Source organism: Comamonas squillarum (genome assembly GCF_025309455.1).
GTDB lineage: Bacteria > Pseudomonadota > Gammaproteobacteria > Burkholderiales > Burkholderiaceae_C > Comamonas > Comamonas squillarum.
The window spans coordinates 2,217,751-2,242,188 of the sequence record NZ_CP104377.1 but is presented as its reverse complement, the minus strand read 5'-3'; the positions used below and the strand labels follow the sequence as shown (position 1 = coordinate 2,242,188).

Genomic DNA, 24,438 nt, shown 5'->3' with positions numbered 1-24,438 from the left:
CATCGAATCTTCTATACCTCTGTTCCTGCAGGGGTTGCGTACGCCATCGCCTGCGTTATGCCAACAGCCTTTGCGCAGTCCGTGCCCACGCCAGACTCTGCGCAGGCCATCGCTTCCTCTTCCAGCAGCACCCACTCGGGTGTTCCAGTTCTCCCGACCGTCGTAGTCCGCTCAGTGGTGGAAGAGGTCAAGCTAGACGCTGATTCCGCGAATTCGGCAGTGATCACGCAGGACCAACTGCGCGAACAAAATGCGCTGGATCTCGGTGCGGCACTGCGGCGGACACCAGGCGTACAGATCTCTCGCTACAACCCAGTTGGTGCATTTGGTGGTGACCAGGGTGGAGCCGTCTATATCCGAGGAATGGGCGCGAGCCGCCCTGGCAGCGAGATCAAGACTTATGTGGATGGCGTCCCCTTTTATATGGGCTTGTGGAGCCATCCGCTTCTGGATCTATTGCCCATAAATGGGATGCAATCCATCACCGTCCACAAGAGTCCGCAGCCATTGGTCAATGGGAACAATTTTGCATCCATTGATTTGGTACCACGGAAAGCCACCGAAGAGGGCTTGCAAGGTGACGCCAGAGTTTCCGCTGGAACTTACGGCACCCTCACCGAGCAACTCAACCTGACGGGCAAGGATGGAGACCTCGATTGGGGCCTGTCACAAGGATTCGCACGGTCGGATGGCCACAGAAAAAATGCGGATGGCAAGCTGAGCAATCTGATGGGGCGCGTGGGATACCGGCTTGATGGCAACTGGTCTGTCGCTGCCAGCTTATTGCATGTCGACAATAAGGCCAAGGATCCGGGAGACCAACGAATCGCAGCGCCTGACCTGGCTCCCCAGTACAACACCAAGGCCAGTCTTTTCACCACCTCTTTCTCCCATGTGCATGACAACTGGCGTGGTGAACTCAAGCTCTATACCAGCCATGGCCGGGGTGACTGGCTGGATCAGCCTGCGCCTGATGGCAACAGCATTAACAAATTTCGAATGTCTGGCTTGCGTTGGCGTGAGCAATTCTCTGCCTGGCAAGGGGGCGTTATCACGGCAGGCTTAGACCACGACCGAATCGCTGGTGATGCCACGTTTGAGCGGATACCACCCGCACTTGCCGGCTATTTCGATGGCCCCACTTTCAAGATTACCTCACCTTACGTGGGGCTTCGGCAGGAGGTTCCGTTATCGGCCGCGTGGAGCCTGGTTCCATCTGTGGGCATCAGGCTGTACGACCATAGCCAATTTGGTTCTGAGACTGCGCCATACCTGGGGGTGTCCTTGGTGTCTGACGTACTCACCGTGTATGCCAACCTGTCGCGGGGCATCAACTACCCTGGCCTCGAAACTCCGCTTTTGTCTTCACTGATTCCCGCACTGGGATCCACCTGGAAGAGCCTGTCTGCCGAAAAAATGGACCACGCAGAAGTCGGCTTTAAATGGAGCGTTTCAGACGCCACCCAAATCGACGTGAGCTGGTTTCAGGACAAGGTGAAAAACCGCTATGTCTTCGGCTTCCCACCTGATGTGCCTCCGCCTCCCCAGTTCCTGAACCTGGGCGGGTACACCATGCGAGGCATGGAGTTGTCGTTGAGGCAGGCAATAGGAGCGGGATGGTCTGGCTTTGTCGGGCTCACCTTGCTTGATCCGAGTATGGACAACCTTCCCTACAGCCCCCGAAAAGCGCTGACGATGGGCGCCAGTGGAAACGCTGGACCTGTTCGCGTCTCGTTTGATGCGCAGTACCAGTCGGCCGTTTGGGCGTTGAGCAGAGCGCGAGGCTCCGACGCGAGCAACACCGAGCGTGTACCTGGCTTTGCAATCGCAAACCTGCGTGCAGCCTACCCGTTACCTGCGCTGGGTAACAAGGGGGAAATATTTATAGCGGTTGAGAATTTATTCGATCGTGATTATGCATATCGCCCTGGCTACCCCATGGCTGGCAGATCCGCGCAAGTGGGAATTTCTGCGAGTTTTTAATATCCCAAAGAAATTTATCTCATGAAATACTTCATTGCGACTAGCTTTCTGCTGCTCCACGCTTTCACCTTTATGCCCCATGCTTTTGCAAAAGAGGCATCTCATGCAGCGCTGACGACTAGCCAAGAACCATCTGCCATAAATTCTATAAAGCATGTGATGCTATCAACTTGGGACAGGCCCGAAACCAAATTGAACATTAATCCAGTTGTTATTGAGGGGCAGTATGCCATCGCAGGCTGGACCCAAGGCGAGCGAGGGGGGAGAGCACTGCTGATTAGAAAACCTGACGGACATTGGTTTGTTTCTGTATGCGGTGGTGATGGTCTTAAGGAAGAAAAAACTTTAATTATGACGGGAATGGAGCCTGTCGTAGCTCGCCGACTCACCAATAAAGTGATTCGAGCAGAATCTTCCTTAACTCCCGAGTTACGAGTTCAGCTTGCCTCATTCGAAGGGATAGTAAAAGTTAATGCGCCAGGCAAACACTAATTATCTTCTGAAAAATAGTCAGCCATTTAATACAACACAACTGTCTTAAAAATCAGTTGATCGCTATCTCGCATTCAGTTATGAAAAGAAAACATTCTGCATCTAAAAATGGGGACATCCACCCTGTGGGTTCTACTCTGTCACGGCCTCGGCTACACAGTGCTGCTCCGCTAGCATGGCTCCCTTGGGTGGTTATGCTGAGTGTTAACCATACCCATAGCATCGCGCAAACGGGCACGACGCTAGAGACAGTGACGGTGCGTTCGTCGGGAAACACCAGCATTGATCGCGCATCCAGTACCGGCAGCCGACTGGACATTGGAGTTCGCGACACGCCTGCCAGCGTTGAAGTGACCACGCGCGAGCAGCTGGAAGCCAAAGGCGATACGTCGGTGATTGAGGCGATCAACAGATCCACGGGCATCACGAGCCTTGGCCACCCCGGCAACAGCGGCAGTTCGTTGCAGGCACGGGGATTCACGGACACCACATCGGTGATGCGCCTGTACGATGGCACGCGCCAATACGGCGGGGTGGGCGTCAGCTTTCCTTTCGATACCTGGTCGATAGACCACATCGAAGTGTTGCGGGGCCCAGCCTCCGTCATCTATGGCGATGGTGCCATTGGCGGCGTGGTGAATGTGGTGCCCAAGAAGCCGAGCAGAGGTCCGGTCAGCAGCGAAGTGCAGGCCACAGTGGGCACCGATGGCAAGCGTGCCTTGGCGTTCGGCAGTGGAGGCGCCATCAACGACCAGTGGTCCTATCGCCTGGACATGAGCGGTGACCGTGCGGACGGTTGGGTCGATCGTGGCGAATTCAGCAACCAAACCATCTCCGGCGCCTTGCGCTGGGATCTGAGCCAGGACTTCTCTTTGCAGTTGTCGCATGCCTATGGCAAGCAAAAACCAATGCGCTATTTCGGCACACCTTTGATCAATGGCGTGCAGGATCCTGCCATTCGGGAGCGCAACTACAACGTAGCTGACAGCCGCATTCAATACCAGGATCGATGGACCGAGTTGCAGGCACAGTGGGTGCCCAACAGCCATGTCGTCGTACGCAGCAAGCTCTACCACATCGGAAGTGAGCGCTACTGGCGCAATGCCGAGACTTATGTCTACAACCCTGCTTCAGGTTTGGTCGACCGTTCGGGTAACACCGAGATTGGCCATGACCAGACGCAGACGGGCAATACGACGGATGTTGCTATCAGCGGCCACTTGTTTGGGCTGGCAAACCAAGTGTCGTTGGGGTTTGATGTCAATCGGGCTTCTTTCCAGCACAGCAACAACACATACACGGGTAGCTCTGGCTCGGTCGATCCTTACCACCCAATTCCTGGAAATTACAGCAGCGCGGTGCCCTACATCCCCCGCTACCGCAACAAGGTTGAGCAATACGCACTGTTTGCAGAAAACCGCTTGGAACTGACGGACAGATTGTCCTTTGTCGCAGGTGCGCGGTTTGACCATTCAGACCTCGAGCGCCAAGACCTGGTCACAGGTGGTCAGGCTTTTGAGCGCCGCTATTCCAATGCGGGTTGGCGTCTGGGCGCAGTCTATAAAGTGAACCCCGAGCTGTCTTTGTATGCCCAGTTCTCAAAGGCTGCGGACCCGGTTGGTGGCCTGCTCATGTTGTCCGCAGCCAATTCAGCTTTTAATCTCTCGACAGGAAAGCAAGTCGAAATTGGACTCAAGCAGTCGTTTTGGGAAGGAAAGGGGGACTGGACGCTCGCAGCCTATTCCATTACCAAGAACAATCTGTTGACCCGAGACCCCAGCAATCCTGCACTTCGCATTCAGGTGGGTGAGCGCTCGTCCAAAGGCGTCGAAGGCACGCTTCATCTGCAAGTCACCAGCGCCCTGCAGATTGACGCCAACGCTGCGCTGCTCAGGGCTCGATACGATGATTTCAATGAGTCGGTCGGGGGAGTGGCGGTATCGCGCAATGGCAATGTCCCGACGGATGTTCCTGAGCGGGTGGGCAACATCTGGCTGGGCTGGAAATTCTTTCCAGACTGGACCTTGTCAGGCGGCCTGCGCCATGTAGGCAAGCGCTACGCGGACAATGCCAACACCCTCAAGCTCCCCAGCTACACCACCGCAGACCTGGCATTGCAGTGGAAAGCCACCCCTGCTATGTCCTTGACGCTGCGCGGGTTCAACGTGTTTGACAAGCAGTACTTCTCGACGGCTTACTACACCACCAGCCAGTGGTTGGTGGGTGAAGGCCGCAGGGTTGAGCTGACCGTCAACCACCGCTTCTAGGTTGCCACCTCATGGGAGCTGCGGCCAAAGCAAAGAGATTGGTATACCTGGTTCACCGGTGGACAGGGGTGTTTGCCTGCGTGCTTATCGCGCTGTGGGTCGTCAGCGGCGTGGTGATGCTGTTCATCGGATATCCGAAGCTGCTCCCTCAAGAGCGGCTGGAGCGGCTGCCACCACTGTCACTGGCCCCTAGCTGCTTGTCCGTGGCGACGGCATTGCAGCACAGCACTTCACCAGACGAGGTGCTGCAAATAGTGCTGACCAGCATTGATGGGAAACCTGTGTACCGCATCAAGGAGCGTGGTGGCAGTTTCAAAGTCGTGGACGCTTTGCAAGGGAACGTTGCTGGGGCCGTCAGCAGTGCCTTCGCCTTGCGCAGCGCCCAGGCATTTTTACCAGCGTCATCGGGCACGCTGCTGGGCAAGACACAGGACGACCGCTGGACCCACTCGGGCGCGCTCGATCCCCACAGGCCTTTGATAAAGGTCCAGATGGACGACGCGCAAGCGCAGCTGCTGTACATCTCATCGACGACTGGCGAAGTGGTGATGGCTGCGCCCAGGTCACAGCGGTATTGGAACTATGTGGGCGCATGGCTGCACTGGGTATACATGTTCCGTGATGGCTCCAAAGATGCGGTTTGGAGCTGGATCGTCATCGTGCTTTCTGCCATTGGCTCGGTCTCTGCGCTAGCCGGTGCCTTGGTCGGAATATGGCGCTGGCGATTCAGAGGCCGCTACAAGTCGGGCTCCAAGACTCCGTATCGCGAATGTCAGATGCGGTGGCACCACATTACGGGCCTGCTGTTTGGACTGGTGATGGTGCTGTGGATTTTCAGCGGCCTGATGTCGATGAATCCACTGGGCATCTTCAGCGCTCGTGCGCAGTTAGACAAGGCCGGCTATCAAAAATCTGCCATAGGGCAAGTGGCGCAAAGCATTGACACACGCCAAGCGCTAGCTGCATTACAGGCTGCTGATTTTGAGACCGTCGAGGTCGAATGGCTTGTACTGGACGGTAGACCCTATTTGCTCTCCCAGGCCAGGAGCGGCGATACGCGGGTGGTCCAAGTTGTCAATGGAACGTATGAGGTGCGAGAAGGCTTCAGCTTGAAGGAGCTGGAAAAAACCGCCAGGGCTCTGTCACCCTATGCGATTCAGGACACCAAACTCCTCCATCAATTCGATGCCTACTACTACCAGCGCGGCGAATCATCGATGTATGCGGGGGCTTCGCGCAGCCTGCCTGTCTTGAAAATCCAGTTCTCTGACCCAGGGCAGACGATTGCCTATCTGGACATCAGGACTGGGAAGCTGTTACTGAGCCTTGATCGAGCGCAGCGTACGGGCCGCTGGCTGTTCAACCTGTTCCACAGCTGGGATTTGCACTGGATGCTCAGGTACGCGGGGCTGCGGGACTTTGCCCTGGTTCTGTTGAGCATAGGTGCGCTTGCTTTGTCGTTGACCGGCGTGGTTATCGGTTTCAGAAGGCTCGTGCTTTCAACCAAGTAGCACCTCCGCCCCATCCTGAGCAACCCCATTTTCACAAGTGCTGTGGCCCACAAGCGCCAACCCATTTTTGCGATTTACATCCCAAACATTCAATAGGCAAACTCATGAAAAAAACATCCATCGCTGTATCTCTTGCGCTGATCTATCCCATCTCGCAACTCGCATTCGCGCAGTCTATGCCGCCAGCTTCAACTGCAAGCCCCGCGATCACGTCGCCGTCGGCTGGGGTCTCTGGAGCAAACTCCGCCGCTCAAGACCTCGCGACCGTCGTCGTTACTGAGGAGGGGCCAAGCTATGTTGCCGCATCCTCCAACTCGGCCACAAGAACCGACACACCGCTTATCCAGACCCCGCAATCCATCTCGGTCCTCAAACGATCACTGCTGGAGGACCAGGACGTGCACACACTGGCAGGCGCCCTTGTCAATGTCTCTGGTGTAGTGCCTACCAAGCCAGAAGAAGCGCTGCTGATCGCGCCCATTATCCGAGGCTTTCCGGCAGAGACCTACCTCGATGGCTTGTCAATCTTCGGTGGTAATCAGCAGGCTTTCAACCCAGCGGGACTCGTAGGGGTAGAGCGCATCGACGTGCTCAAGGGGCCGAGCGCAAGCTTGTACGGCGGTGGCCTTGGCTCACCATTGGGGGGTCTCATCAACCTGCAATCGACGCGTCCCGAAATCGGCAGAAGCGGCGGCTATGTGGGTATCCGTGCCGGGAGCTTTTCCACGAAGAACCCTTATGGCGACTACAACATAGCATTGAGCGACCAGCTTGCCCTGCGCCTAGCAGGTGAATACCAGGACAACAACAGCTGGATCGATAAGGTGCATGGCAAGCGGGCGTTTCTCCAACCGAGCATTCTTTTCAAGCCTAGCGCGCAGACCGAATTGTTGGTGTCTGGCCAGTACAACCGCACCCGACAGCTGGAATACTCCGGGTTGCCGGCGCAGCAGGCTCTGGCAGGACAGATTGACCGCAATGCCTTTGCAGGAGCACCCATTGGCCAGCCGCTGACCGACATCAACAATCGCCTCGGCAAGATTGAGCTGCGTCATGCGTTCGATGGCGGCGCGCGCCTGAATGCCACCGCACAGTTCTACCGAAGCACCATTGGCCAGTACGGAAGCTTCGTGTATCCGGCCATCGCAGCCCCCGATCCTTCGACGCCAACAAGCTACCCGATCTTTCCAATGACAATGGAAGGCACGACACGGGAAACTGCGCTGGATGTCAACCTCAGCGCGCCTGTCGACATGCTAGGAGGCCGCCATGAGTGGGTCGTTGGCATCGGCTACGACTTGACGAAGTTCTATTCAGGTATGGGTTTCGATGGCACGAGTGTCGGCTCGATCGACATTGCGAACCCGCAGTACAACCTTGGCTTTGGCGACAAGAGCCCGATTACCTTGACCCAGACCGATCGCTACCACACGCTCGCAGCATATGTGCAAGACCAGGCACATTACGGCCGTTGGCACTTGACAGGCTCGCTTCGTTTCACCCAGCTGCAGTTCCAGGAGGCTGAACAGGGAACTGACAAGACCTACCACCATGTCTCACCCCGCGCGGGGGTAACCTTCGACTTGGCGCCTGGCGTAGCGCTATACGGCGGCTACGCGACCGCGTTTCGTGCTCCTTTCGGCTTCATCGGGTCGTCGACGCCCGAGCCAGAGACCTCGAAGAACGTGGAGATCGGCATGAAGCTCGCAGATAAGGCACGCGGGCTTTCTGGCACGCTCGCCTTGTTTCAGCAAACCAGAAACAACGTCACGACCCCCGACCTGAGCAATCCCTTGTTCTCCATTCAGACGGGCCAGCAACGTGCGCGAGGTTTCGAAACCGATTTGACCTGGGAGCCTACGCCAGCGTTCTCTCTGCTGGCCAACTACGCCTATACCGATGCGAATGTGACGCGTGACAACACCCTTCCCGTCGGGGACAAGCTGACACGAGTTCCAAAGCACAGTGGACGTATTGCTTTCCGCTACCGCGTGCGGGATGGCATGGCGCAGGGCTTGGCATTTGGCGCCGGCATCTCCGCCGTCAGTGCACGGCAACTCACGTTGCCGAACACCGTTGCTGCGCCTGGAATGGCAACAGTGGATGCTCAGGCTGCATACGATTTCGGTCGCTACACCATGCAAGCATCGGTCTATAACTTGACCGGGCGTCGTACTTTCGAGCCCTACCAATACTTCGGCTTTCCTGTGGTGATGCCAAATCAGACCAGGTCGTTTTATCTCACTCTGAAAGTCCGAATCTAGGAGTCTAACCTGGGCAACCACAGCAAAACTGCGCGACCAGGTTCTTAGAGCCTAGCTGATAGCGATTCTCAGATATCTGCGCAGTTTTGCAGTTAGAGGTTGAAAGAAATAAGCGGTCGTTGTGCGGGGCTGCGCGAGCGGCAGCTACTGGCCGATCTGCGACCGTCGCAGGCCGACCCAGAGGGGACAGGCATAACCAATCTAAAATTAGGCAAAGGTACACGAAACGGCATATCGGTAGGAGCCTACTATGAACAATGAAAAATTGGCTTTTTCGGGAGACTTCACCGCATGAAAGCTGCGCAACTCGTCGCTTTAGTGATTGTCGTTGGCGCGATTTTTCTTGTAGTGAACGGATTTTTTTCCGCGTGGGCTTTGCTTGAGCTGGCCTGGTCGGCGACTCTGAGCTTTGTAAATCTCTTTTGATGTAGGCCTGCAATAATGCATTCCACCTAATGCGCAACGGAGCCGCTATCACGGCCTTGGGCATAGTGGCCTGGCGTTTCGCCCGCTCAGTTGGTACGTGGAGCGTCTGCTTTCATGTGCCGAGACCGACTGTTACTGACCGTTTGCAGCCTGATGTTGATTTCTTTGACATCTAGTGTAGGCGGGGGAAACTAACATGGGGGCCCAAATGGTGGGAATAGTTTTTCCACCCTTTGGGTGAGCTTACTTAGCAACAGGCGGGGCAACTATCTCACCTGTTTGCCTTCGGGGTGCATATCATTGTGAACTGACCCCCAGAGGCTGGACAGGTGAATGTTAAAGGCTCAAGACCTGGGTTCGCCGAACGCTTACGCAGCGGCCGTACGGACGTCAGGTGCTATAGACATCCGTGCGGCGGTGGCTCCAGGCAGGGAGCGACTCGCGGACGCTGGCAATGCGCCCCAGGTCGATGTCTGCGCAGAGATGCCCGGTGGTATCAGGCATGCAGGCCATCACAATGCCCCAGGGGTCGATCACCATGCTACGCCCCAGGCATGGCAGTGCAGGGCCGGGTCCGTCGATCTGGGCGGCGGCGATAACGTAGCACTGGTTTTCTACCGCGCGTGCACGCAGCAGCAGCTCCCAATGGTCGTGGCCGGTGCGTACGTTGAAGGCGGCTGGTACCACGATGACATGGGCGCCTTGCGCACGCAGGCTGCGAAATAGCTCTGGAAAGCGCAGGTCGTAGCAAATGCTCATGCCGGCACGCATGCCCAGTATGTCCACCAGGGTCAGTGCGTCACCGTGCACAAAGTCGTCTGACTCCTTGTACTGCTGGCCACCTACCACCGCATCGTACAGATGCAGCTTGCGGTAGGTGGCCAGCAACCGGCCGTCAGGGCCAAAGGTCAACCCGGTGTTGCCCAGCTTGTTTTGTGCGGTAACTTTCTCGTGTACTGAGCCCACATGCAGATAAATGCCGTGGCGGCTGGCTAGCTGCGCCAGTCGCGGCAACAGGGCACCATCCAGCGGCAAGGCGTGGCGGGCGATGGTGGCTGCATCGCCCCGGATGTCGGTGTACTCCGGGCTCACGACCAGTTGCGCGCCATCCTGGGCGGCTGCAGCTACGCCTTGCTCCAAGGCATCGATATTGGCCTCCCAGTCGGTGCCGCTGTTCATCTGCAATACAGCGATTCGAATACGCATGAAAGTCTCCCCGAGGTTATGGTTTTAGACATGTACGGCAGACCAGCGCGCCGATTTCTGCCAGCAGCAACTCTCCTTGGCCGCCATAGATGCTGGTGCTGGTGACCGTGTCCTGAAAACCAGTAGCCATTACGGCCAGGATCAGCGAGCGCTCGCCGTATGTAAAAACAACAGCATCGTTGCGGAGATCGGGCAATTGCCCGGTCTTGTTACTGGCCTGCACGCCTGCAGGCAACGCCGCGCAGAGCAGGGGCTGGTGCCGCTCGGTAGCCATCAGATGCAGCGCAAAGCTCTGCATGGCGGTGCTGAGCGAATCTGCGCGTTGCAAGCGGGCCATCAGCAGACACAGATCGCGGGCGCAGGTGGTGTTGTCGCGGCCAGCTTTTTGCGCTTCGCTGTCCATCATCTTTCGGCACAGCGCGCTGTGCCCTAGGCCTGCGACCTGCAGATACTGGTTAATAGCTCCAAAGCCCAGCAAGTCGATGAGCTGGTTGGTGGCGGTGTTGTCGCTCACCACCATCATCAGCCTGCACAGCTCGGAGAGTGTGAGCTGCGCCACGCTGGGCAGGCCGTGCAGCACACCGGTACCGCCCACGCGGTTAGCGGGCGTGATGGCGATACGTTCGTGCAACTGGTGGCGGCCTGCATCGACTTGCTCGAGCAAGGCCAACAGGATGGCAAGCTTGATGGTGCTGGCCGAGGGCTTGGTCTGGCCAGCGCCAATGCTGAGCAGTTCGTTTCCGCAGGGCTCCATCAGGCACAGCGACAGGCCGACACCATCGGCCTTGAGCCGCTGGCGGGCGAGGGCAAGTATCTGGCCCTCGAGATGGGCGTTGGTGGGCTCCATGGGCATCCTTACACAATCACGTAGAGCACGGTTGAGAGCACGAGGATGTTCACGATCATCACCGCCCAGCCGTTATAGAGCATGTACTTAAGCTGGTTCGAACGTGCCAGGCCCATCTGGCCGAACATATCGGAGCTGGGGAAGGGGCCGAACCAGTCGATCTGCGAGCTGCCCAGAATCACTACCGTCGTGGCAGCTGGGCCCACGCCTGCGGCTGCGAGCAAGGGGCCGAAGATCTTGGCGGTGAAAGTCATCTGCGCCACGGCTGCGCCGGGGATATGGCCGATCACATTGAACAGCAAGATGATCACGCACAGCGCCGCGCCGCTCACTCCCAGCAGGTAGGGCTGAACCGTATCGAGCAGGGCGTGATAGGCGTTAAGTTTGTCGACCAGTACCAGCACCGGGTTGAACAGCCAGAACAGGAAGAAAATCCAGATCAGTTTGCCTGCGCCGGCATACATGGCTTGCAGAATCTGATTGGGACGCATGCCACTGGCCAGGCCGGTTACAGCGCCTAGCGCCACCATCACCACGATTGCAAATGCAAAGCCCGCCTTGGCCAGTACACCGACAATCGCCAGGCTGACGATGGTGATGCAAAAGCCCCAAGCGGCGCGCACGGCCGACGGTTCGGCCTTCTTGTTCATGTCAAAAGCGGCTTGCCCCAGGCTGGCTTCTTCGTACTGGAAATCGGCTTCGCTCATCTTCTGGATGCGCCCGGCCATGAACCATCCTGCCAGCAGCGTTGCCGCTGCCATAGGCAGCCCTGCCACAAGCAGGTACTCGCCATAGCTGAGGCCGGTGAGGCCAGTCACGGTCACCACATTGGGGGTAAAGGGGCCAAGCACCAGGCCTGCAGAGCCTGCGGTTTGGAACAGGGCGGCCACGGTAGGGCGCGAGAGGCGCACGGCCGCTGCGATGGGAATCACCACCGCTGCAATGATGGCGTTACCGCCAGCCAAAGTGCCCAGGGCACCGCAGATCAACACGGATGTGACCATGATGCCCAGGCGCACGCGCAGTTGGTTGGACAGGCCGATCTTGCGCACGATGGCGCGCACCATCTGCTCAGCAGCACCGGTGCGCGCTGCCACCTCGCCAACACCCGCGCCCAGAACGATGATGAGGCCTACTACTGCAATGAACGAGCCCAGCGACTCGGCCAGCAGCTTGCCCATGCCTATCGGCGTGGTTCCTGTCATGATGGCGCCGAGCACGATGGCGCCTATCGTTGAAAGCACAATGTCCACACCCAGTAAGGCGATGATGGCGAACACCACCACTGGTGTCAGCCCCCAAAGACTGGTTTGCCCCGGTATGGTGAAGTGTGTGGTGATGGCGATAGCCAGCCCAAGCAGGAAGACGGCGATGGCCGCGTAGCCTTTGCCTGGTGAGGCATCAATGGTGGCAGACATGGTGGTTGTTTCTCCTTGTAATCTATCGATGGCCCGTGGAATCGGGTCTTATGGGATTGGTATGCCGCCCGGCACTTCAGGCTGGTGGCTGGCGTCTCAGCACCTGGCCTGGCCTGGTACTTGGCGTTTGGGCAGGGTCGGGGGGGGGAAAGACGATCTGGCCGTTGACTGCCACCATTTCAATGCCTTCGGAAGGCAGCGTCGGCTCATCCCAGGTGGCACGGTCGATGATGGTGTCGGGGTCGAACACCACGAGGTCCGCCCAATAGCCCGGGCGTATCTGGCCGCGCTTGACTAATCCGTAGACGGAAGCTGGCAGGCTGGTGATCTTGCGCACTGCTTGCTCGACGCTGAGGAGGCGATCCTCGCGCACATAGCGCCCAAGGATGCGGGTGAAGGTGCCCCACAGACGCGGGTGTGGGTTGGAGTCGTTGGGCAAACCGTCCGAGCCCACCATGCAGCAAGGGTGCTGGAAGATGCGCTGAACCTCCTGCTCGTCCATCGCAAAGTAGATGGCGCCGGCGGGCAGCAGACGGCGGGCGGCCTCCTCTTTGTCGCAACCCCATTGCACGGCAATATCGGCCAGGTACATGCCATTGCACTCGGGGTGCGGTGTGCTCCAGGTGATCTTGATGCGCTCTATCAGATGGGCGCGCTCAGGAATCAGGATGGTGGAGCTGCCCGAGTAGGGGTAGATGTCCATGGACACCTGCGTGCCTTGCGCGCGCGCGGCATCGATATTGGCAATTGTGCGCTCGCTCTTGCCCCAGTTGGCGTTCATCATGCATTTGTGGTGTGAGATCACCATGGCGCAGCCGCTGTTGCGACTGACGCTGAGTACCTCTTCCACCGCCTGTTCGACCTCATTGCCTTCGTTGCGGATGTGGCTGGTGTGCAGTGCTTCGAATTCCTTGGCTACGCGGGCCAGTGCTTCCAACTCGGCTTGCGATGCGTAGCAGCCGGGCTCGTAGGCCAGCCCGGTGCTGAAGCCCACCGCGCCTGCTGCCAGCGACTGGCGCAGCAGCGCTTGCATGGCCTGCAGCTCTTGCGGCGTGGGCTCGGCCGCGGGGTCTCGCATGATGGCAAGCCGCAGGTTGGCGTGGCCTACCAGGGCGGCTACATTGATCTGCGGCTGCAATGACTCGAGTGTGGCGAGGTAGCGTTCCATATCGGCATACAGCGGAATGTCGCCCAGCAGCGCCAGCGATGCGGCTGTGTTGTGGGGCAGTGGAGCGGGAGATGCGCTAACGCCACAGTTGCCCACCACCACCGTGGTTACTCCCTGGGTGGTCTTCCAGGGCAGGCCGGGCTTCTGGATGAACATCAGGTCATCATGGCCATGCACATCGATGAAGCCTGGTGCCACCAGCTTGTTGCGGGCATCAATACGTCGCACGGCTGTGTGCTGATGCAGCTCTCCGATCGCCACAATGCGGCCGTCCAGTACGCCAACGTCGGCGCGATAACGCCGCTCACCGCTACCATCGACCACCCAGCCGCCTTCGATGATCAGATCCAGCTTGGCACTGCTTGGCGCGCCGACGGGCTGCGCAGCATCGGCCAGCTTGCAGGGGGTCGTTGTCTCGTTGTTTGCAATATTCACGTTCATGGGAGGCGATTATCAAATCGCAGAATTCATTACAATAATTTTTTAAAGTAATTGATCTATCTGATTTTGAAATGAATCGACTGCCCAAGCACATCACCCTCAAGCATCTCCATGCCTTTGCCATGGTGGCGCAGGAGAGCAGCTTTACCCAGGCGGCAGCTCGCCTGTTCCAGACCCAGTCCTCGGTCACCACCTTGGTTCACCAGTTGGAGACGGCGCTTGGCACCCGGTTGTTCGAGCGCAGCAGCCGCAAGGTGGGGTTGAGCACGGTGGGGCGCGATCTGCTGCCCCGGGTGATGCGCCTGTTGACTGATTTCGACGGAGTGCTGGAAGACGTGCTGCGCTATGGCGGCCAGTCGTTTGGCAAGGTGCGTATTTCGGCAGCACCGTCGGCGATTACCGAGCTGGTGGCGCCTGCTGCAGCGGAGTTCTCCCGCCTCTATCCAGCGGTGAGGCTGTACCTTCGCGACGACAACTCTGGCCGCATTCAGCGCCAGGTGCTGGCCAGTGAGGTGGATTTCGGCATCACCAGCCGCTGGGCCGATTCGCAGGGACTGCAATTTGATCCTCTCGTAGACGATGCGTTTGGCGTGCTTTATCGCTTTGATGATCCGCAAATAGTTCCTTGCGCTGAAGGCTATGTGCGCTGGGAGAGCCTGGCCGCTTGCAAGTCGGTGGGGGTGGTGGATGAAACCGGCATCCTGGCCCTGCTGCGAGCGCGCACCGACTTGCCGGCCAATGCATCCACTCCGTTCTATGAGGCCTCAAGCACGACTTCCCAGGCTGCGTTGGTGGCACAGGGCATGGGGATCGCCTTCATGCCTGCCTTGGCTGCCCACCGGGTGCTGGAGCCACGCCTGCGCTTTGCCTTGCTCAAGTCGCCAACGGTGGTTCGCAATATTTGTACGGTCAGACGCAATGACGTTCCATTGACCGAAATCGCAAAAATTTTCGAAGCCATGGTGCGTACGACTACTGCAGCGCTGGCCCTGCCGCCTGGTTGCATGCCGCGTAGCAATAGCTGAAAGCTGAGGGTTGTGATGGGGTGTCGCTCGGGTTTGCCGCAATGGCCGACGCTGGGTGCAGTGGACGCTGTTGCATAACTCGAATTGAGGCCGAGTCTCCCCCACACCAGACGGAGTTATGCCACGCGCACAGTCTGGGGCGTACCCAGGCAGGTGAACCTGTTGAGGATCGATGCCCGAATCTGCAGCTCAGTCACCTGCCGCTCGAAGTCCCGAGCCATCACGCGTTCGCCCAATCTCTTGAAGCATCCCATCTTGGTCTCTACAAGGCTGCGGCGGTGATAGCCGCTCCATTTCTTCCAGATGGAGCGGCCTAGCCTGCGCGTTGCCCTCCACATTTCGTTTCTCGCCCGCGCCCCAGCCTTGTCATCTGCCCAGGGCTTGGCATTCTTGCGTGTGGGGATGATCGCCGCGGCCTGACGACTGGCGATGGCCTCGTGGCAAGCCTTGGTGTCATAGGCACCATCGGCGCTCACCGAATGCAGCGGCTCGTCCTCAGGAATCTGCGCCAGCAACTCGTGCAGCATCGGTGCATCGCCAATGGCGTTGTCCGTGATCTCGATGGTACGGATCTCCAAGGTCTTAGCATCGATGCCCAGGTGCACCTTGCGCCACTGCCGGCGATAGTCGGCCCCGTGCTTCTTCGTGTTCCACTCGCCTTCGCCCAGCATTTTCACGCCGGTGCAGTCGATCAGCAGGTGCAGCCCCGCGCTGCGATGGCCACACTCAGCGTCTTCTGGCGCCACCACAGGGTGCTGTAGTCGGGCACGCCAGAGTCCAGCCGGGCCAGCTTGATCAGGCTCTCGGCCAGGCCCATTGCTTGACGAAGGCCCAGCCCAAACATGCACTTCAATGTCAGGCAGAACTGGACCGCAGCATCGCCGAACACAGCAGGGCGACCTGGCCGACCACTGGCAGGAGCTTGTCATTGGAGGTCGGCATCGAGCCAGACCATCAACGATCCTCTGCGCTTGAGCGCCTCGTCGTACTCACTCCAGTTCGTCGTGCGGTACTTTGCCCGCGGTGGCTTGCTTATCCCCCGAGCCTACCTAAGTTCACCCCTCGAACTCGGCCCAGCGAGGGAGTTTGGCAACAACGCCTGCATTGCCCACAAAGGCAGGAGCAGATACAAGGGGTAAGGGCAGATACAAGGCCGCAAGCACTCGGTCAGTTGCCACACCGTCGGTGTCTGTGTCTGTGTCTGTGTGGTTGTGCATAGCTGAAGGCTTTTGGTGTCCTAGCCAGAATTGACATTGACTTCAAGTGCGCTTCAATTTTTAGACTGCAGGCCATTTCCTGTTCTTCTTGATCTGGCGGATATGCAAGCACAACCCCATCACACCTCCTGGCGCAACATCGCACTGGCCATCTTTGCCGCGCTGAACGCCGCTTTTCAGATTGGCAAGGCCATCATCGCGCTGCCGCTCCTGCAGGGCGCGCCGTTGTATCTGAGCCTGCGGGAGACCGGGCTCGTCATCTCCTCCCTGGCGATTGTGGGCGCCTTGCTGGCCATGCAGCTGGGCTTGCTGGTTTCGCGCTTCGACGCGCGCAAGGTGCTGTGCGCCGGTGTGGCGGTGCTGGCATTGACCAACTTTGCCGGGGGCTTTACCACGGGGCTTGGGCTGTTGCTCGCCTCGCGCGTCGTAGAAGGCATTGCAGTGGTGGTGCTGCTGATCTGCGCATCAAGCGTGGTGGGGCGCCAGGCAGCGCCCCGCGAGCGCGACCTGGCCATGGCGCTATCGAGCACGGCGGTGCCCAGCGGCATTGCCCTCATGATGCTGGGCGCCACCGTGGCGGCGTCGCTGGGTTACCCCGTGTCCTGGCAGCTGCTGTGGCAGCTCAATGGCTGGCTGGCCGTGACCAGTGGCGTGGTGCTGTGGCTGTGCCTGCCTGCCATGCCAGCGCTGGCGTCAACGGCTCCAGGCAGCGGCGCATGGAACGCCATCCGCCGTGTGGCCCAGGCGCAGGGGGCGCAGCTCATCGCCCTCTGTTTTGCGACGTACGCGATGATCTATTTCGCGTTCTCAGGCTTTCTGCCCCTGCTGCTGCGCGATCTGCTGGGCCTGTCGGCACGGCAGGCGGGTTATTTGAGCGCGGCCATCGTGGCGGTCAATGTGCAGGGCAATATCAGTGCCGGTGCGCTGATGCGGCGTGGCGCCGCGCTGGGTGGTGGGGGCGGGCTTCACCATCGGTGCGGTTTGCATTTCGCTGCTGTTTTGGGTGCCACTGCCCATGCAGGCGTCCGTGGCCGTTGCCATGCTGATGACCGGGTGCATGGGCTCCATCCCCGGAGCCCTGACAGCAGGCGCGCCCAAGGCCGCGCCCAGCGCGGCGCTGGTGCCGCCCACCATCGGCTTCATGCTGCAGGGTAGCTATGTGGGACAGTTGCTCGGGCCGCTGGCGGCCGGCGTGCTGGCCCAGGCAGGAGGTTGGACGACGGTGGCCTGAATGCTGCTGGCTCTGGCCGCCTGCGGCGTGTGGCTGGCCCGCAAACTGTGAGGAGGGCTGCGCGGTGCGGGAGCAAGCAGCACGCCTGTCCACGATCTGAGCGCAGTCTGAACACCGTCTGGCGCGAGCTGCTGCGTTGTCTTCGTCGTCAATGGCGACAGCGATTACAGCGATTGCCTTCAACAGGCGCCTTGCGGTGCATCCCGATCCACGTCCAGCCCATGCAGTGAGTGCTCTGCAGCGCATCCCTGGCAGCTTTCGTTCTGCGCTGGCACCAAGCGGTCGCCCAGCCAGACCCGGGGGCCGGCGCCTTTTTCTGCAATGCAGTCGGCGTGGTTGAAGACATTGCACACCTTCATCGACAGGCAGCCGCAGCCAATGCAGTTATCCAGGCTTCTGCGCAGGTGCATCAGCTCCTGAATGCGTTCATCGACGCGGTTGACCCAGGTTTTCGAGATGCTGCTCCACTCATCGCCCGTAGGCGCATGGTGCTTGGGCAGTCCGTCAAGCTGCGCAGCAATTTCTTCAAGCTGAAAGCCCAGGCGCTGGGCAAACACGATGTAGGCCACCCGCCGCAGGCTGGAGCGCCGGTAGCGGCGGTGGCCCGCGCCGCTGCGCACGGATTCGATCAGGCCCAGTGATTCGTAGTACCGCAATGCGGAGGCGTTGACCCCGCTGCGCTGCGCAATCATGCCGATGGGCAGCAGTTCATCATCCCCAGGATTCATGGTGGTAATCCATTTTTCAATTGACTTAAAGTTCACTTTAACTTGAAAAATGCGATCGAGCAACGGGCAAAAGCAGGGTTTGTCTTTGTGGGGTCATTGCGGCCACGCTCGTGCTTTGCCTTTATGCCTGCCAAGGCTCTGGTCTGGCGGGCCCACGGATAGGGCTCCTGAATCGCATATGCGTTCAGGAGCCTGCCGTCCATTCATGGAATTGAACAATGACATCAGCAATCAGCACGCACTGGTTTGTGCGTACCGGCCTGGCAACTGCGGCCAGCATGGCGCTTGTCGGTTTGGCCGCCTGCAAGCAAGCCAGCGGGGGGAGTGAATCCGCAGCCGCAGGCGAGCCGCCGCCAGCGCAGGTCAGCACGGCACAGGTGCAATTGCACCCGGTGCAGCAGTGGGACAGCTTCAATGGCCGCATTGCCGCCAAGGAGAGTGTGGACATCCGCCCCCGTGTGGGCGGCTACATCGACAGCGTGAGCTTCAGCGAAGGGCAGGCCGTGCGCAAGGGGCAGGTGCTGTTCACCATTGATGCAAGGCCCTACAAGGCAACGCTGGCGAGCGCCCAGGCCCAGCTGCAGCGTGCCAAGGCGGCGCAGGCCCTGGCCAGAACGCAGGACCGGCGCGCCCGCGACCTGCTGGCAGACCTCGCCATCTCCGCCGAAGAAGCCGACAACCGCGCAGGCACCCTGGCGCAGACATCGGCAGAAGTGATGGCGGCCGAGGCCGCCATGGCCGCCGCGCAGCTGGATCTGGGCTTTACCGAGGTGCGCTCGCCCATCAGCGGTGTGGCGGGGCGCGCTGTGCTGACGGCGGGCAACCTGGCCCAGGCCAACCAGAGCGTGCTGTCCACCGTGGTGTCGCAAAACCCCGTGTATGTGTACTTTGATGCCGACGAGCAAAGCCTGCTGCGCAGCAGGCAGCAAAAGGCAACGAATGGGAGCGGAGGAGCAGGAGCCGCGCAGGTGCGCATCGGCCTGGCCAACGAAGACGGTTTTCCGCACACCGGCCAGGTGGGCTTCACCGACAACCGGCTCGATCCGCAGACGGGCACGCTCACCGTGCGCGCCACGCTCAGCAACGACCAGGGCCTGTTCACGCCCGGCATGTTTGCCCGCGTGCAGATGCAGGGGCGAAGCGATTTTCAGGCCGTGTTGATTGACGACAAGGCGGTGCTGACCGATCAGGACCGCAAGTACGCCTATGTGGTAGGTGAGGGCGGCCGCGCAGAGCGGCGCGAGCTGAAGCTGGGCCGCATGTTCGAGGGCAGGCGGATTGTGGAGTCGGGTCTGCAGGCGGGCGACCAGCTGGTGGTGGCGGGCATGCAGCGCATCTACTACCCAGGCATGCCGCTGGCCCCCAAGCCACAGGCCGAGGCGGGCCAGCCCGTAGCGGCTATTTCAGAAGAAAAACCGGCCGCAGCGCCCGGCCAATAAGCGGAGGCTGCTATGGATTTTTCAAAATTCTTTATTGACAGGCCGATCTTTGCCATCGTGCTGTCGGTGATCATGTTCGCCGTTGGTCTGATCGCCATTCCGCAACTGCCATCGGGCGAATACCCTGAAGTGGTGCCCCCGAGCGTGGTGGTGCGCGCCACCTACCCGGGCGCCAACCCCAAGGAGATTGCCGAATCGGTAGCCGTGCCGCTGGAAGAGGCCATCAATGGCGTTGAAGGGCTGATGTACATGAAATCGGTCGCCGCGTCGGATGGCAGCCTGCAGGTCGTCTCCACCTTCCGCCCCGGCACCGACCCCGACGCTGCCGCCGTGCGCGTACAGAACCGCGTAAGCCAGGCGCAAAGCCGTCTGCCCGAGGAGGTGCGGCAGTACGGCATCACCACGCAAAAACAATCGGCAACGCCGCTGATGTACGTGGGCCTTGCGTCGAACGACGGCAAGCTCGACACGCTCTACCTGCGCAACTACGTCACCTTGAAGGTCAAGGACGAGCTTGCGCGCCTGCCCGGCATTGGCGATGTGGGCGTGTACGGCTCGGGCGACTATGCCATGCGCATCTGGCTTGACCCGGACAAGGTGGCGGCCCGGCAGCTGACGGCCAACCAGGTGATTGCCGCCATCCGCGAGCAGAACGTGCAGGTCTCCGCAGGCCAGTTGGGCGCCGAGCCCAGCACCAAGGGCACGGAGAAATTGCTGTCGATCAATGTGCAAGGGCGCCTCAAGACCGAGCAGGAGTTTGGCGACATTGTTCTGAAAACCGGCGCCGACGGCCAGATCGTTCGCCTTGCCGATGTGGCCCGTATTGAGCTGGGCGCTAGCGACTACACCCTGCGCGCCGCGCTGGACAACCAGAATATGGCGGCCATCGGCATCTTTCTGACGCCCGGCGCCAATGCGCTAGGCGTGGCCGACGACGTGTACAAGACGCTCGACCGCCTCTCGGCCACCCTGCCGCAGGGCGCATCGTTCGAATACCTGTGGGACCCGACGGTGTTCGTGCGCGACTCCATCCAGGCGGTGCAGCGCACCCTGATCGAGGCGGTGATTCTGGTGGTGCTGGTCGTCATCGTCTTTTTGCAGACTTGGCGCGCCTCCATCATCCCGCTGCTGGCCGTGCCCGTGTCCATCGTCGGCACCTTCGCCTGGCTCTACCTGCTGGGTTACTCCATCAACACCCTGACCCTGTTCGGACTGGTACTGGCCATCGGTATTGTGGTGGACGACGCCATCGTGGTGGTGGAGAACGTGGAGCGCTTCATCGAAAAAGGCCACAGCCCGCGTGAGGCTGCGCACCTGGCGATGAAGGAAGTGTCCGGCCCCATCATCGCCATTGCACTGGTGCTATGCGCAGTGTTCGTGCCCATGGCGTTTCTCGACGGCATCACCGGCCAGTTCTACAAGCAGTTTGCGGTAACGATTGCGATCTCCACCGTCATCTCGGCGATCAATTCCCTGACGCTCTCGCCAGCGCTGGCTGCCAAGCTGCTGCAAGGCCACGGCGCGCGCAAGGATTGGCTGGCACGCGGCATGGATGCGGGCCTGGGCTGGTTCTTCCAGCGGTTCAACCGCATGTTCAACCGCAGCGCAAGCGGCTATGAAAACGTTGTGGGGCGCTCGTTCAAGATGCGCGGGGTGGTATTTGTGGTGTACGTGGCGCTGCTGGGCGGCACGGCCTGGCTGTTCAACACCGTGCCCGGTGGCTTCATCCCCATGCAAGACAAGCTCTACCTCTTTGCCGGCGCCAAGCTGCCTGAGGGCGCATCGCTCAGCCGCACCGACGAGGTGACGCGGGAGCTCACCAAACATGCGCTTTCGGTGGAGGGCGTGCATTCCGTGCCTGCGTTCGCTGGCCTCAACGCCTTGCAGGGCACCAACACGCCCAACCTGACGAGCGCTTACGTCATCCTCAAACCCTTTGGCGAGCGCCAGTGCAGCGCCGCCGACATCAGCGCAGAGCTGAACGGCAAGCTCTCGGGCATGGAGGGCGGCTTTGGCTACGCGCTCATGCCTCCGCCCATCCAGGGGTTGGGCAATGGCTCGGGCTACTCGCTGTTTCTGGAAGACCGGGCAGGCCTGGGTTATGCTGCGCTGCAGCAGGCGCTGGGCGCCTTCCAGGCCGAAATCGCCAAGACGCCGGGCATGCATTACCCGGTGAGCGCCTACCAGTCGAACATTCCGCAGCTGGAGGTGAAGGTGGACCGCACCAAGGCCAAGGCACAAGGTGTGGCGCTGAACGACCTGTTCCAGACGCTGCAGGCCTACCTGGGCTCGGTGTATGTCAATGACTTCAACGCCTTTGGCCGCGTGTACCGCGTCATGCTGCAGGCCGATGCCGACTACCGCCAGACTGCAGAAGACATTGGCAAGCTACAAACCCGCAACAGCCGGGGCGATATGGTGCCGTTCGCCTCCCTGGTGAGCGTGGAGCCCAGCTATGGGCCTGACCCGGTGCTGCGCTACAACGGCTTTCCGGCAGCCGACCTGATTGGCGACGCCGACCCGCATGTGCTCTCGTCCGCCGAAACGCTGGTCAAGTTGCGCGAAATTGCCGATCGGGTGCTGCCCCCGGGCATCGAACTGGCCTGGACGGAAATGAGCTATCAGCAGGTGGAGCAAAGCCATGCGGCAGCCATCGTCTTCGCGCTGGCCGTGATGCTCGTGTTCCTGGTGCTGGCGGCGCTATATGAAAGCTGGACGATGCCGCTCGCCGTCATCCTGATCGTTCCCGTGTGTATCTGCGCGGCGCTATTTGGCGTGTGGCTCTCGGGCGGAGACAACAACGTCTTCGTGCAGGTGGGGCTGGTGGTGTTGATGGGCCTGGCCTGCAAGAACGCGATCCTGATCGTCGAATTTGCCCGCGAGCTGGAAATGCAGGGCGCCAGCATCTGGGACGCCGCGCGCGAGGCCTGCCGCCTGCGCCTGCGCCCCATCGTGATGACCTCGATTGCCTTCATCGCCGGGGCCGTGCCGCTGCTTGTTGGCCACGGCGCAGGCGCCGAGGTGCGCGCCGCCACCGGCATCACCGTGTTCTCGGGCATGTTGGGCGTCACCATCTTCGGCCTGTTCCTTACGCCCGTGTTCTACGTCACGCTGCGCAAGCTCAGCGGCACGCAACTGCGGCAGCATCCGCAAACCCCTTCTTCCGCTATTCCTCCCTCGGAGCATGTCCATGGTTAAACCCCTTCTGTTGAGCAGCATGACCCTGGCATGCAGCATGGCGCTGTCCGGCTGCGCCGTGGGGCCAGATTTCAAAAGCGCAGTACCGGCCGTGCAGACCCCCGCGCAGTTTGCCCGCCAGGATGCGAGGGCGGATGCACCGCCACTGCCTTCTGTTGACGTGCGCGATGCCGCCTTCTGGCGCGAATTTGGCGACGACACCCTCACAACTCTGGTGCGCCAAGCACTGGGCGGCAACCACGACCTGGGTGCAGCCCTGGCGCGCCTGCAGGCCGCCGATGCGGTGCTGAACGAGGCGCAGATGGATCGCTACCCCACCGTCACCATGAATGCGGGCGCCACCCAGCAAAAGCAAAGCCAGGATCAACTCAACCCTGGCCAGCCGCGCTCCACCCGCAGCTACAACGCAGGCATTGCCGCGCAGTGGGAGGTAGACCTGTTTGGCGGCGTGCGCCGCGCCGTGGAAGCGCAGCAGGCGCAGAGGCTGGCCACGCACGCCGACCTGGCTGCGCTGCAGGTAGTGATTGCCGCGCAGGTGGCCGACAGCTACGCGCAGTTGCGCGGAACCCAGTTGCGGCTGCAGATTGCCCAGGCCAACGCCCGCAACCAGCGCGACACCCTGCAACTGGTAGAGCGGCGCCTACAGGCAGGCATGGCGACAGACCTGGACGCCAGCCGCGCCCGCGCCTTGCTGCTGGGCTCCGAGGCCCGCATTCCCAACCTGCAGGCGCAGGCTGCCGTGCTGCAGCACCGCCTGGCCGTGCTGGCGGGCCTGCCGCCGGGTGATCTGATCGACATGCTGGGTAGCGCCCAGGAGCTGCCCCGCTTGCCTGCAGTCCCGCGCGCCGACACGCCCGGCGAGCTACTGCGCCGCCGCCCCGACATTGCGGCTGCCGAGGCACGCCTGCACGCCGCCACCGCGCGCGTGGGCGTGGCCACGGCAGACCTGTTTCCGCGCCTGTCCATCGGCGGTCTCCTGGGCAGCTTTGCGCTCGGCGGCAACGACCTTTTCAAAGGCAGCACGACCACCAGCAGCGTCTTTCTGGGCGTGGACTGGTCGTTTCTGGACGTGGGCCGTGTGCGCGCCCGCATTGCGGCCAGCGAGGCGGGCGCCGCCGAATCCCTGGCGCAGTACCAGCAGAGTGTGCTGCAGGCCCTGGAAGAAACCGAAAACGCCCTGGTACGCGCCAACCGCAGCCGCGAAGAGCTGCAGGTATTGACCTCCGCCACGCAGCAGCGCGACAAGGCATCCAAACTCGCACAGCGCATGTACCAGGGGGGCACCATCGGCCTGTACGAAGTGCTCGACGCCCAACGCGAGCAACTCGCCGCCCAGGACGCCAGCTCACAAAGCCAGGTAGAAGCCCTGCGCAACAGCATTGCGGTCTACAAGGCGCTGGCGGGAGGGTGGTTGGCTGGGGGCGAGATGCGCGGGGTAGGGTATAGCGAAGGCTAAACGGCGCTTGTGCATGAAACTAAAAGCCGCCCGAGTGAATGACTCTAGGAGGCTTTTTGAATTGATTGGGTTTCGCTGGGAAGGTGGTTGCTTGTTGAAATCTTCTGCTCAACGTCTTGTG

At 60.5% G+C, this 24,438-nt stretch carries 16 protein-coding genes and 1 pseudogene; 11 read left to right on the top strand and 6 right to left on the bottom strand.

What is annotated here, in order from left to right; all coding sequences use genetic code 11:
- The first annotated feature begins 219 nt into the window (after positions 1-219).
- From N4T19_RS10480 to N4T19_RS10455, 6 genes are all read left to right on the top strand, one after another.
- Positions 220-1,983 (top strand): TonB-dependent receptor domain-containing protein, encoded by a 1,764-nt coding sequence (locus N4T19_RS10480; RefSeq protein WP_409935176.1) that lies wholly within the window; start codon positions 220-222, stop codon positions 1,981-1,983.
- Between the two features lie 21 nt (positions 1,984-2,004).
- Complete coding sequence (locus tag N4T19_RS10475) at positions 2,005-2,475, top strand: copper uptake system-associated protein (protein ID WP_260720161.1); 471 nt, start codon at positions 2,005-2,007, stop codon at positions 2,473-2,475.
- Positions 2,476-2,669: 194 nt separating this feature from the next.
- Positions 2,670-4,742: a TonB-dependent receptor gene (locus N4T19_RS10470; RefSeq protein WP_260720160.1), complete on the top strand. Its 2,073-nt coding sequence runs from the start codon at positions 2,670-2,672 to the stop codon at positions 4,740-4,742.
- An 11-nt stretch (positions 4,743-4,753) separates the two neighbouring features.
- Entirely contained in the window at positions 4,754-6,253 is a 1,500-nt protein-coding gene (locus N4T19_RS10465; protein WP_260720159.1) for a PepSY domain-containing protein, read from the top strand.
- 104 nt (positions 6,254-6,357) lie between these two features.
- Positions 6,358-8,517: a TonB-dependent siderophore receptor gene (locus N4T19_RS10460; protein WP_260720158.1), complete on the top strand. Its 2,160-nt coding sequence runs from the start codon at positions 6,358-6,360 to the stop codon at positions 8,515-8,517.
- A gap of 291 nt (positions 8,518-8,808) precedes the next feature.
- Entirely contained in the window at positions 8,809-8,943 is a 135-nt protein-coding gene (locus N4T19_RS10455) for a hypothetical protein (protein WP_260720157.1), read from the top strand.
- A 390-nt stretch (positions 8,944-9,333) separates the two neighbouring features.
- On the opposite strand, the gene N4T19_RS10450 is transcribed toward N4T19_RS10455, so the two are convergent.
- From N4T19_RS10450 to N4T19_RS10435, 4 genes are all read right to left on the bottom strand, one after another.
- Complete coding sequence (locus N4T19_RS10450; protein WP_260720156.1) at positions 9,334-10,149, bottom strand: carbon-nitrogen hydrolase family protein; 816 nt, start codon at positions 10,147-10,149, stop codon at positions 9,334-9,336.
- A 16-nt stretch (positions 10,150-10,165) separates the two neighbouring features.
- Positions 10,166-10,996: a serine hydrolase gene (locus N4T19_RS10445; protein ID WP_260720155.1), complete on the bottom strand. Its 831-nt coding sequence runs from the start codon at positions 10,994-10,996 to the stop codon at positions 10,166-10,168.
- An 8-nt stretch (positions 10,997-11,004) separates the two neighbouring features.
- Positions 11,005-12,414: a gluconate:proton symporter gene (locus N4T19_RS10440; RefSeq protein WP_260720154.1), complete on the bottom strand. Its 1,410-nt coding sequence runs from the start codon at positions 12,412-12,414 to the stop codon at positions 11,005-11,007.
- Between the two features lie 76 nt (positions 12,415-12,490).
- Complete coding sequence (locus N4T19_RS10435; RefSeq protein ID WP_260720153.1) at positions 12,491-14,023, bottom strand: N-acyl-D-amino-acid deacylase family protein; 1,533 nt, start codon at positions 14,021-14,023, stop codon at positions 12,491-12,493.
- 71 nt (positions 14,024-14,094) lie between these two features.
- On the opposite strand from N4T19_RS10435, the gene N4T19_RS10430 reads away from it, so the two are divergent.
- Positions 14,095-15,048 (top strand): LysR family transcriptional regulator, encoded by a 954-nt coding sequence (locus N4T19_RS10430; RefSeq protein ID WP_260720152.1) that lies wholly within the window; start codon positions 14,095-14,097, stop codon positions 15,046-15,048.
- A gap of 116 nt (positions 15,049-15,164) precedes the next feature.
- On the opposite strand, the pseudogene N4T19_RS10425 reads toward N4T19_RS10430, so the two are convergent.
- Positions 15,165-16,084: pseudogene (locus N4T19_RS10425) on the bottom strand (IS5 family transposase).
- A 283-nt stretch (positions 16,085-16,367) separates the two neighbouring features.
- Here N4T19_RS10425 and N4T19_RS10420 point away from each other — a divergent pair.
- Positions 16,368-17,420 carry an MFS transporter gene (locus N4T19_RS10420; RefSeq protein WP_260720151.1) on the top strand — a complete coding sequence of 351 codons (1,053 nt, stop codon included), beginning with the start codon at positions 16,368-16,370 and terminating at the stop codon, positions 17,418-17,420.
- A gap of 255 nt (positions 17,421-17,675) precedes the next feature.
- Here the strand turns inward: N4T19_RS10420 and soxR are convergent, their stop codons facing one another.
- The gene (soxR, locus tag N4T19_RS10415) at positions 17,676-18,224 is read right to left on the bottom strand and encodes a redox-sensitive transcriptional activator SoxR (protein ID WP_260720150.1); all 549 of its coding nucleotides are present in this window, start codon (positions 18,222-18,224) and stop codon (positions 17,676-17,678) included.
- Between the two features lie 218 nt (positions 18,225-18,442).
- On the opposite strand from soxR, the gene N4T19_RS10410 reads away from it, so the two are divergent.
- The 3 genes from N4T19_RS10410 to N4T19_RS10400 are packed head-to-tail and all read left to right on the top strand — an operon-like array spanning position 18,443 to position 24,317.
- The gene (locus N4T19_RS10410; RefSeq protein ID WP_260720149.1) at positions 18,443-19,663 is read left to right on the top strand and encodes an efflux RND transporter periplasmic adaptor subunit; all 1,221 of its coding nucleotides are present in this window, start codon (positions 18,443-18,445) and stop codon (positions 19,661-19,663) included.
- A gap of 12 nt (positions 19,664-19,675) precedes the next feature.
- Positions 19,676-22,861, top strand: a complete 3,186-nt coding sequence (locus tag N4T19_RS10405) for an efflux RND transporter permease subunit (RefSeq protein WP_260720148.1) — start codon at positions 19,676-19,678, stop codon at positions 22,859-22,861.
- On the top strand, positions 22,854-24,317 hold the full coding sequence (locus N4T19_RS10400; RefSeq protein ID WP_409935175.1) for an efflux transporter outer membrane subunit: 1,464 nt from the start codon (positions 22,854-22,856) through the stop codon (positions 24,315-24,317). Before N4T19_RS10405 ends, N4T19_RS10400 begins: the two co-directional genes overlap by 8 nt.
- The last annotated feature ends 121 nt before the right edge of the window (positions 24,318-24,438 follow it).

What these genes read in the sequence shown, in the direction of transcription:
- N4T19_RS10410 (WP_260720149.1), top strand. Translation starts at nt 18,443, where the DNA reads ATGACATCAGCAATCAGCACGCACTGGTTTGTGCGTACCGGCCTGGCA.
- N4T19_RS10400 (WP_409935175.1), top strand. Translation starts at nt 22,854, where the DNA reads ATGGTTAAACCCCTTCTGTTGAGCAGCATGACCCTGGCATGCAGCATG.
- N4T19_RS10455 (WP_260720157.1), top strand. Translation starts at nt 8,809, where the DNA reads ATGAAAGCTGCGCAACTCGTCGCTTTAGTGATTGTCGTTGGCGCGATT.
- N4T19_RS10470 (WP_260720160.1), top strand. Translation starts at nt 2,670, where the DNA reads ATGCTGAGTGTTAACCATACCCATAGCATCGCGCAAACGGGCACGACG.
- N4T19_RS10475 (WP_260720161.1), top strand. Translation starts at nt 2,005, where the DNA reads ATGAAATACTTCATTGCGACTAGCTTTCTGCTGCTCCACGCTTTCACC.
- N4T19_RS10405 (WP_260720148.1), top strand. Translation starts at nt 19,676, where the DNA reads ATGGATTTTTCAAAATTCTTTATTGACAGGCCGATCTTTGCCATCGTG.
- N4T19_RS10450 (WP_260720156.1), bottom strand. Translation starts at nt 10,149, where the DNA reads ATGCGTATTCGAATCGCTGTATTGCAGATGAACAGCGGCACCGACTGG.
- N4T19_RS10430 (WP_260720152.1), top strand. Translation starts at nt 14,095, where the DNA reads ATGAATCGACTGCCCAAGCACATCACCCTCAAGCATCTCCATGCCTTT.
- N4T19_RS10465 (WP_260720159.1), top strand. Translation starts at nt 4,754, where the DNA reads ATGGGAGCTGCGGCCAAAGCAAAGAGATTGGTATACCTGGTTCACCGG.
- N4T19_RS10460 (WP_260720158.1), top strand. Translation starts at nt 6,358, where the DNA reads ATGAAAAAAACATCCATCGCTGTATCTCTTGCGCTGATCTATCCCATC.
- N4T19_RS10440 (WP_260720154.1), bottom strand. Translation starts at nt 12,414, where the DNA reads ATGTCTGCCACCATTGATGCCTCACCAGGCAAAGGCTACGCGGCCATC.
- N4T19_RS10435 (WP_260720153.1), bottom strand. Translation starts at nt 14,023, where the DNA reads ATGAACGTGAATATTGCAAACAACGAGACAACGACCCCCTGCAAGCTG.
- N4T19_RS10420 (WP_260720151.1), top strand. Translation starts at nt 16,368, where the DNA reads ATGCAAGCACAACCCCATCACACCTCCTGGCGCAACATCGCACTGGCC.
- N4T19_RS10445 (WP_260720155.1), bottom strand. Translation starts at nt 10,996, where the DNA reads ATGGAGCCCACCAACGCCCATCTCGAGGGCCAGATACTTGCCCTCGCC.
- soxR (WP_260720150.1), bottom strand. Translation starts at nt 18,224, where the DNA reads ATGAATCCTGGGGATGATGAACTGCTGCCCATCGGCATGATTGCGCAG.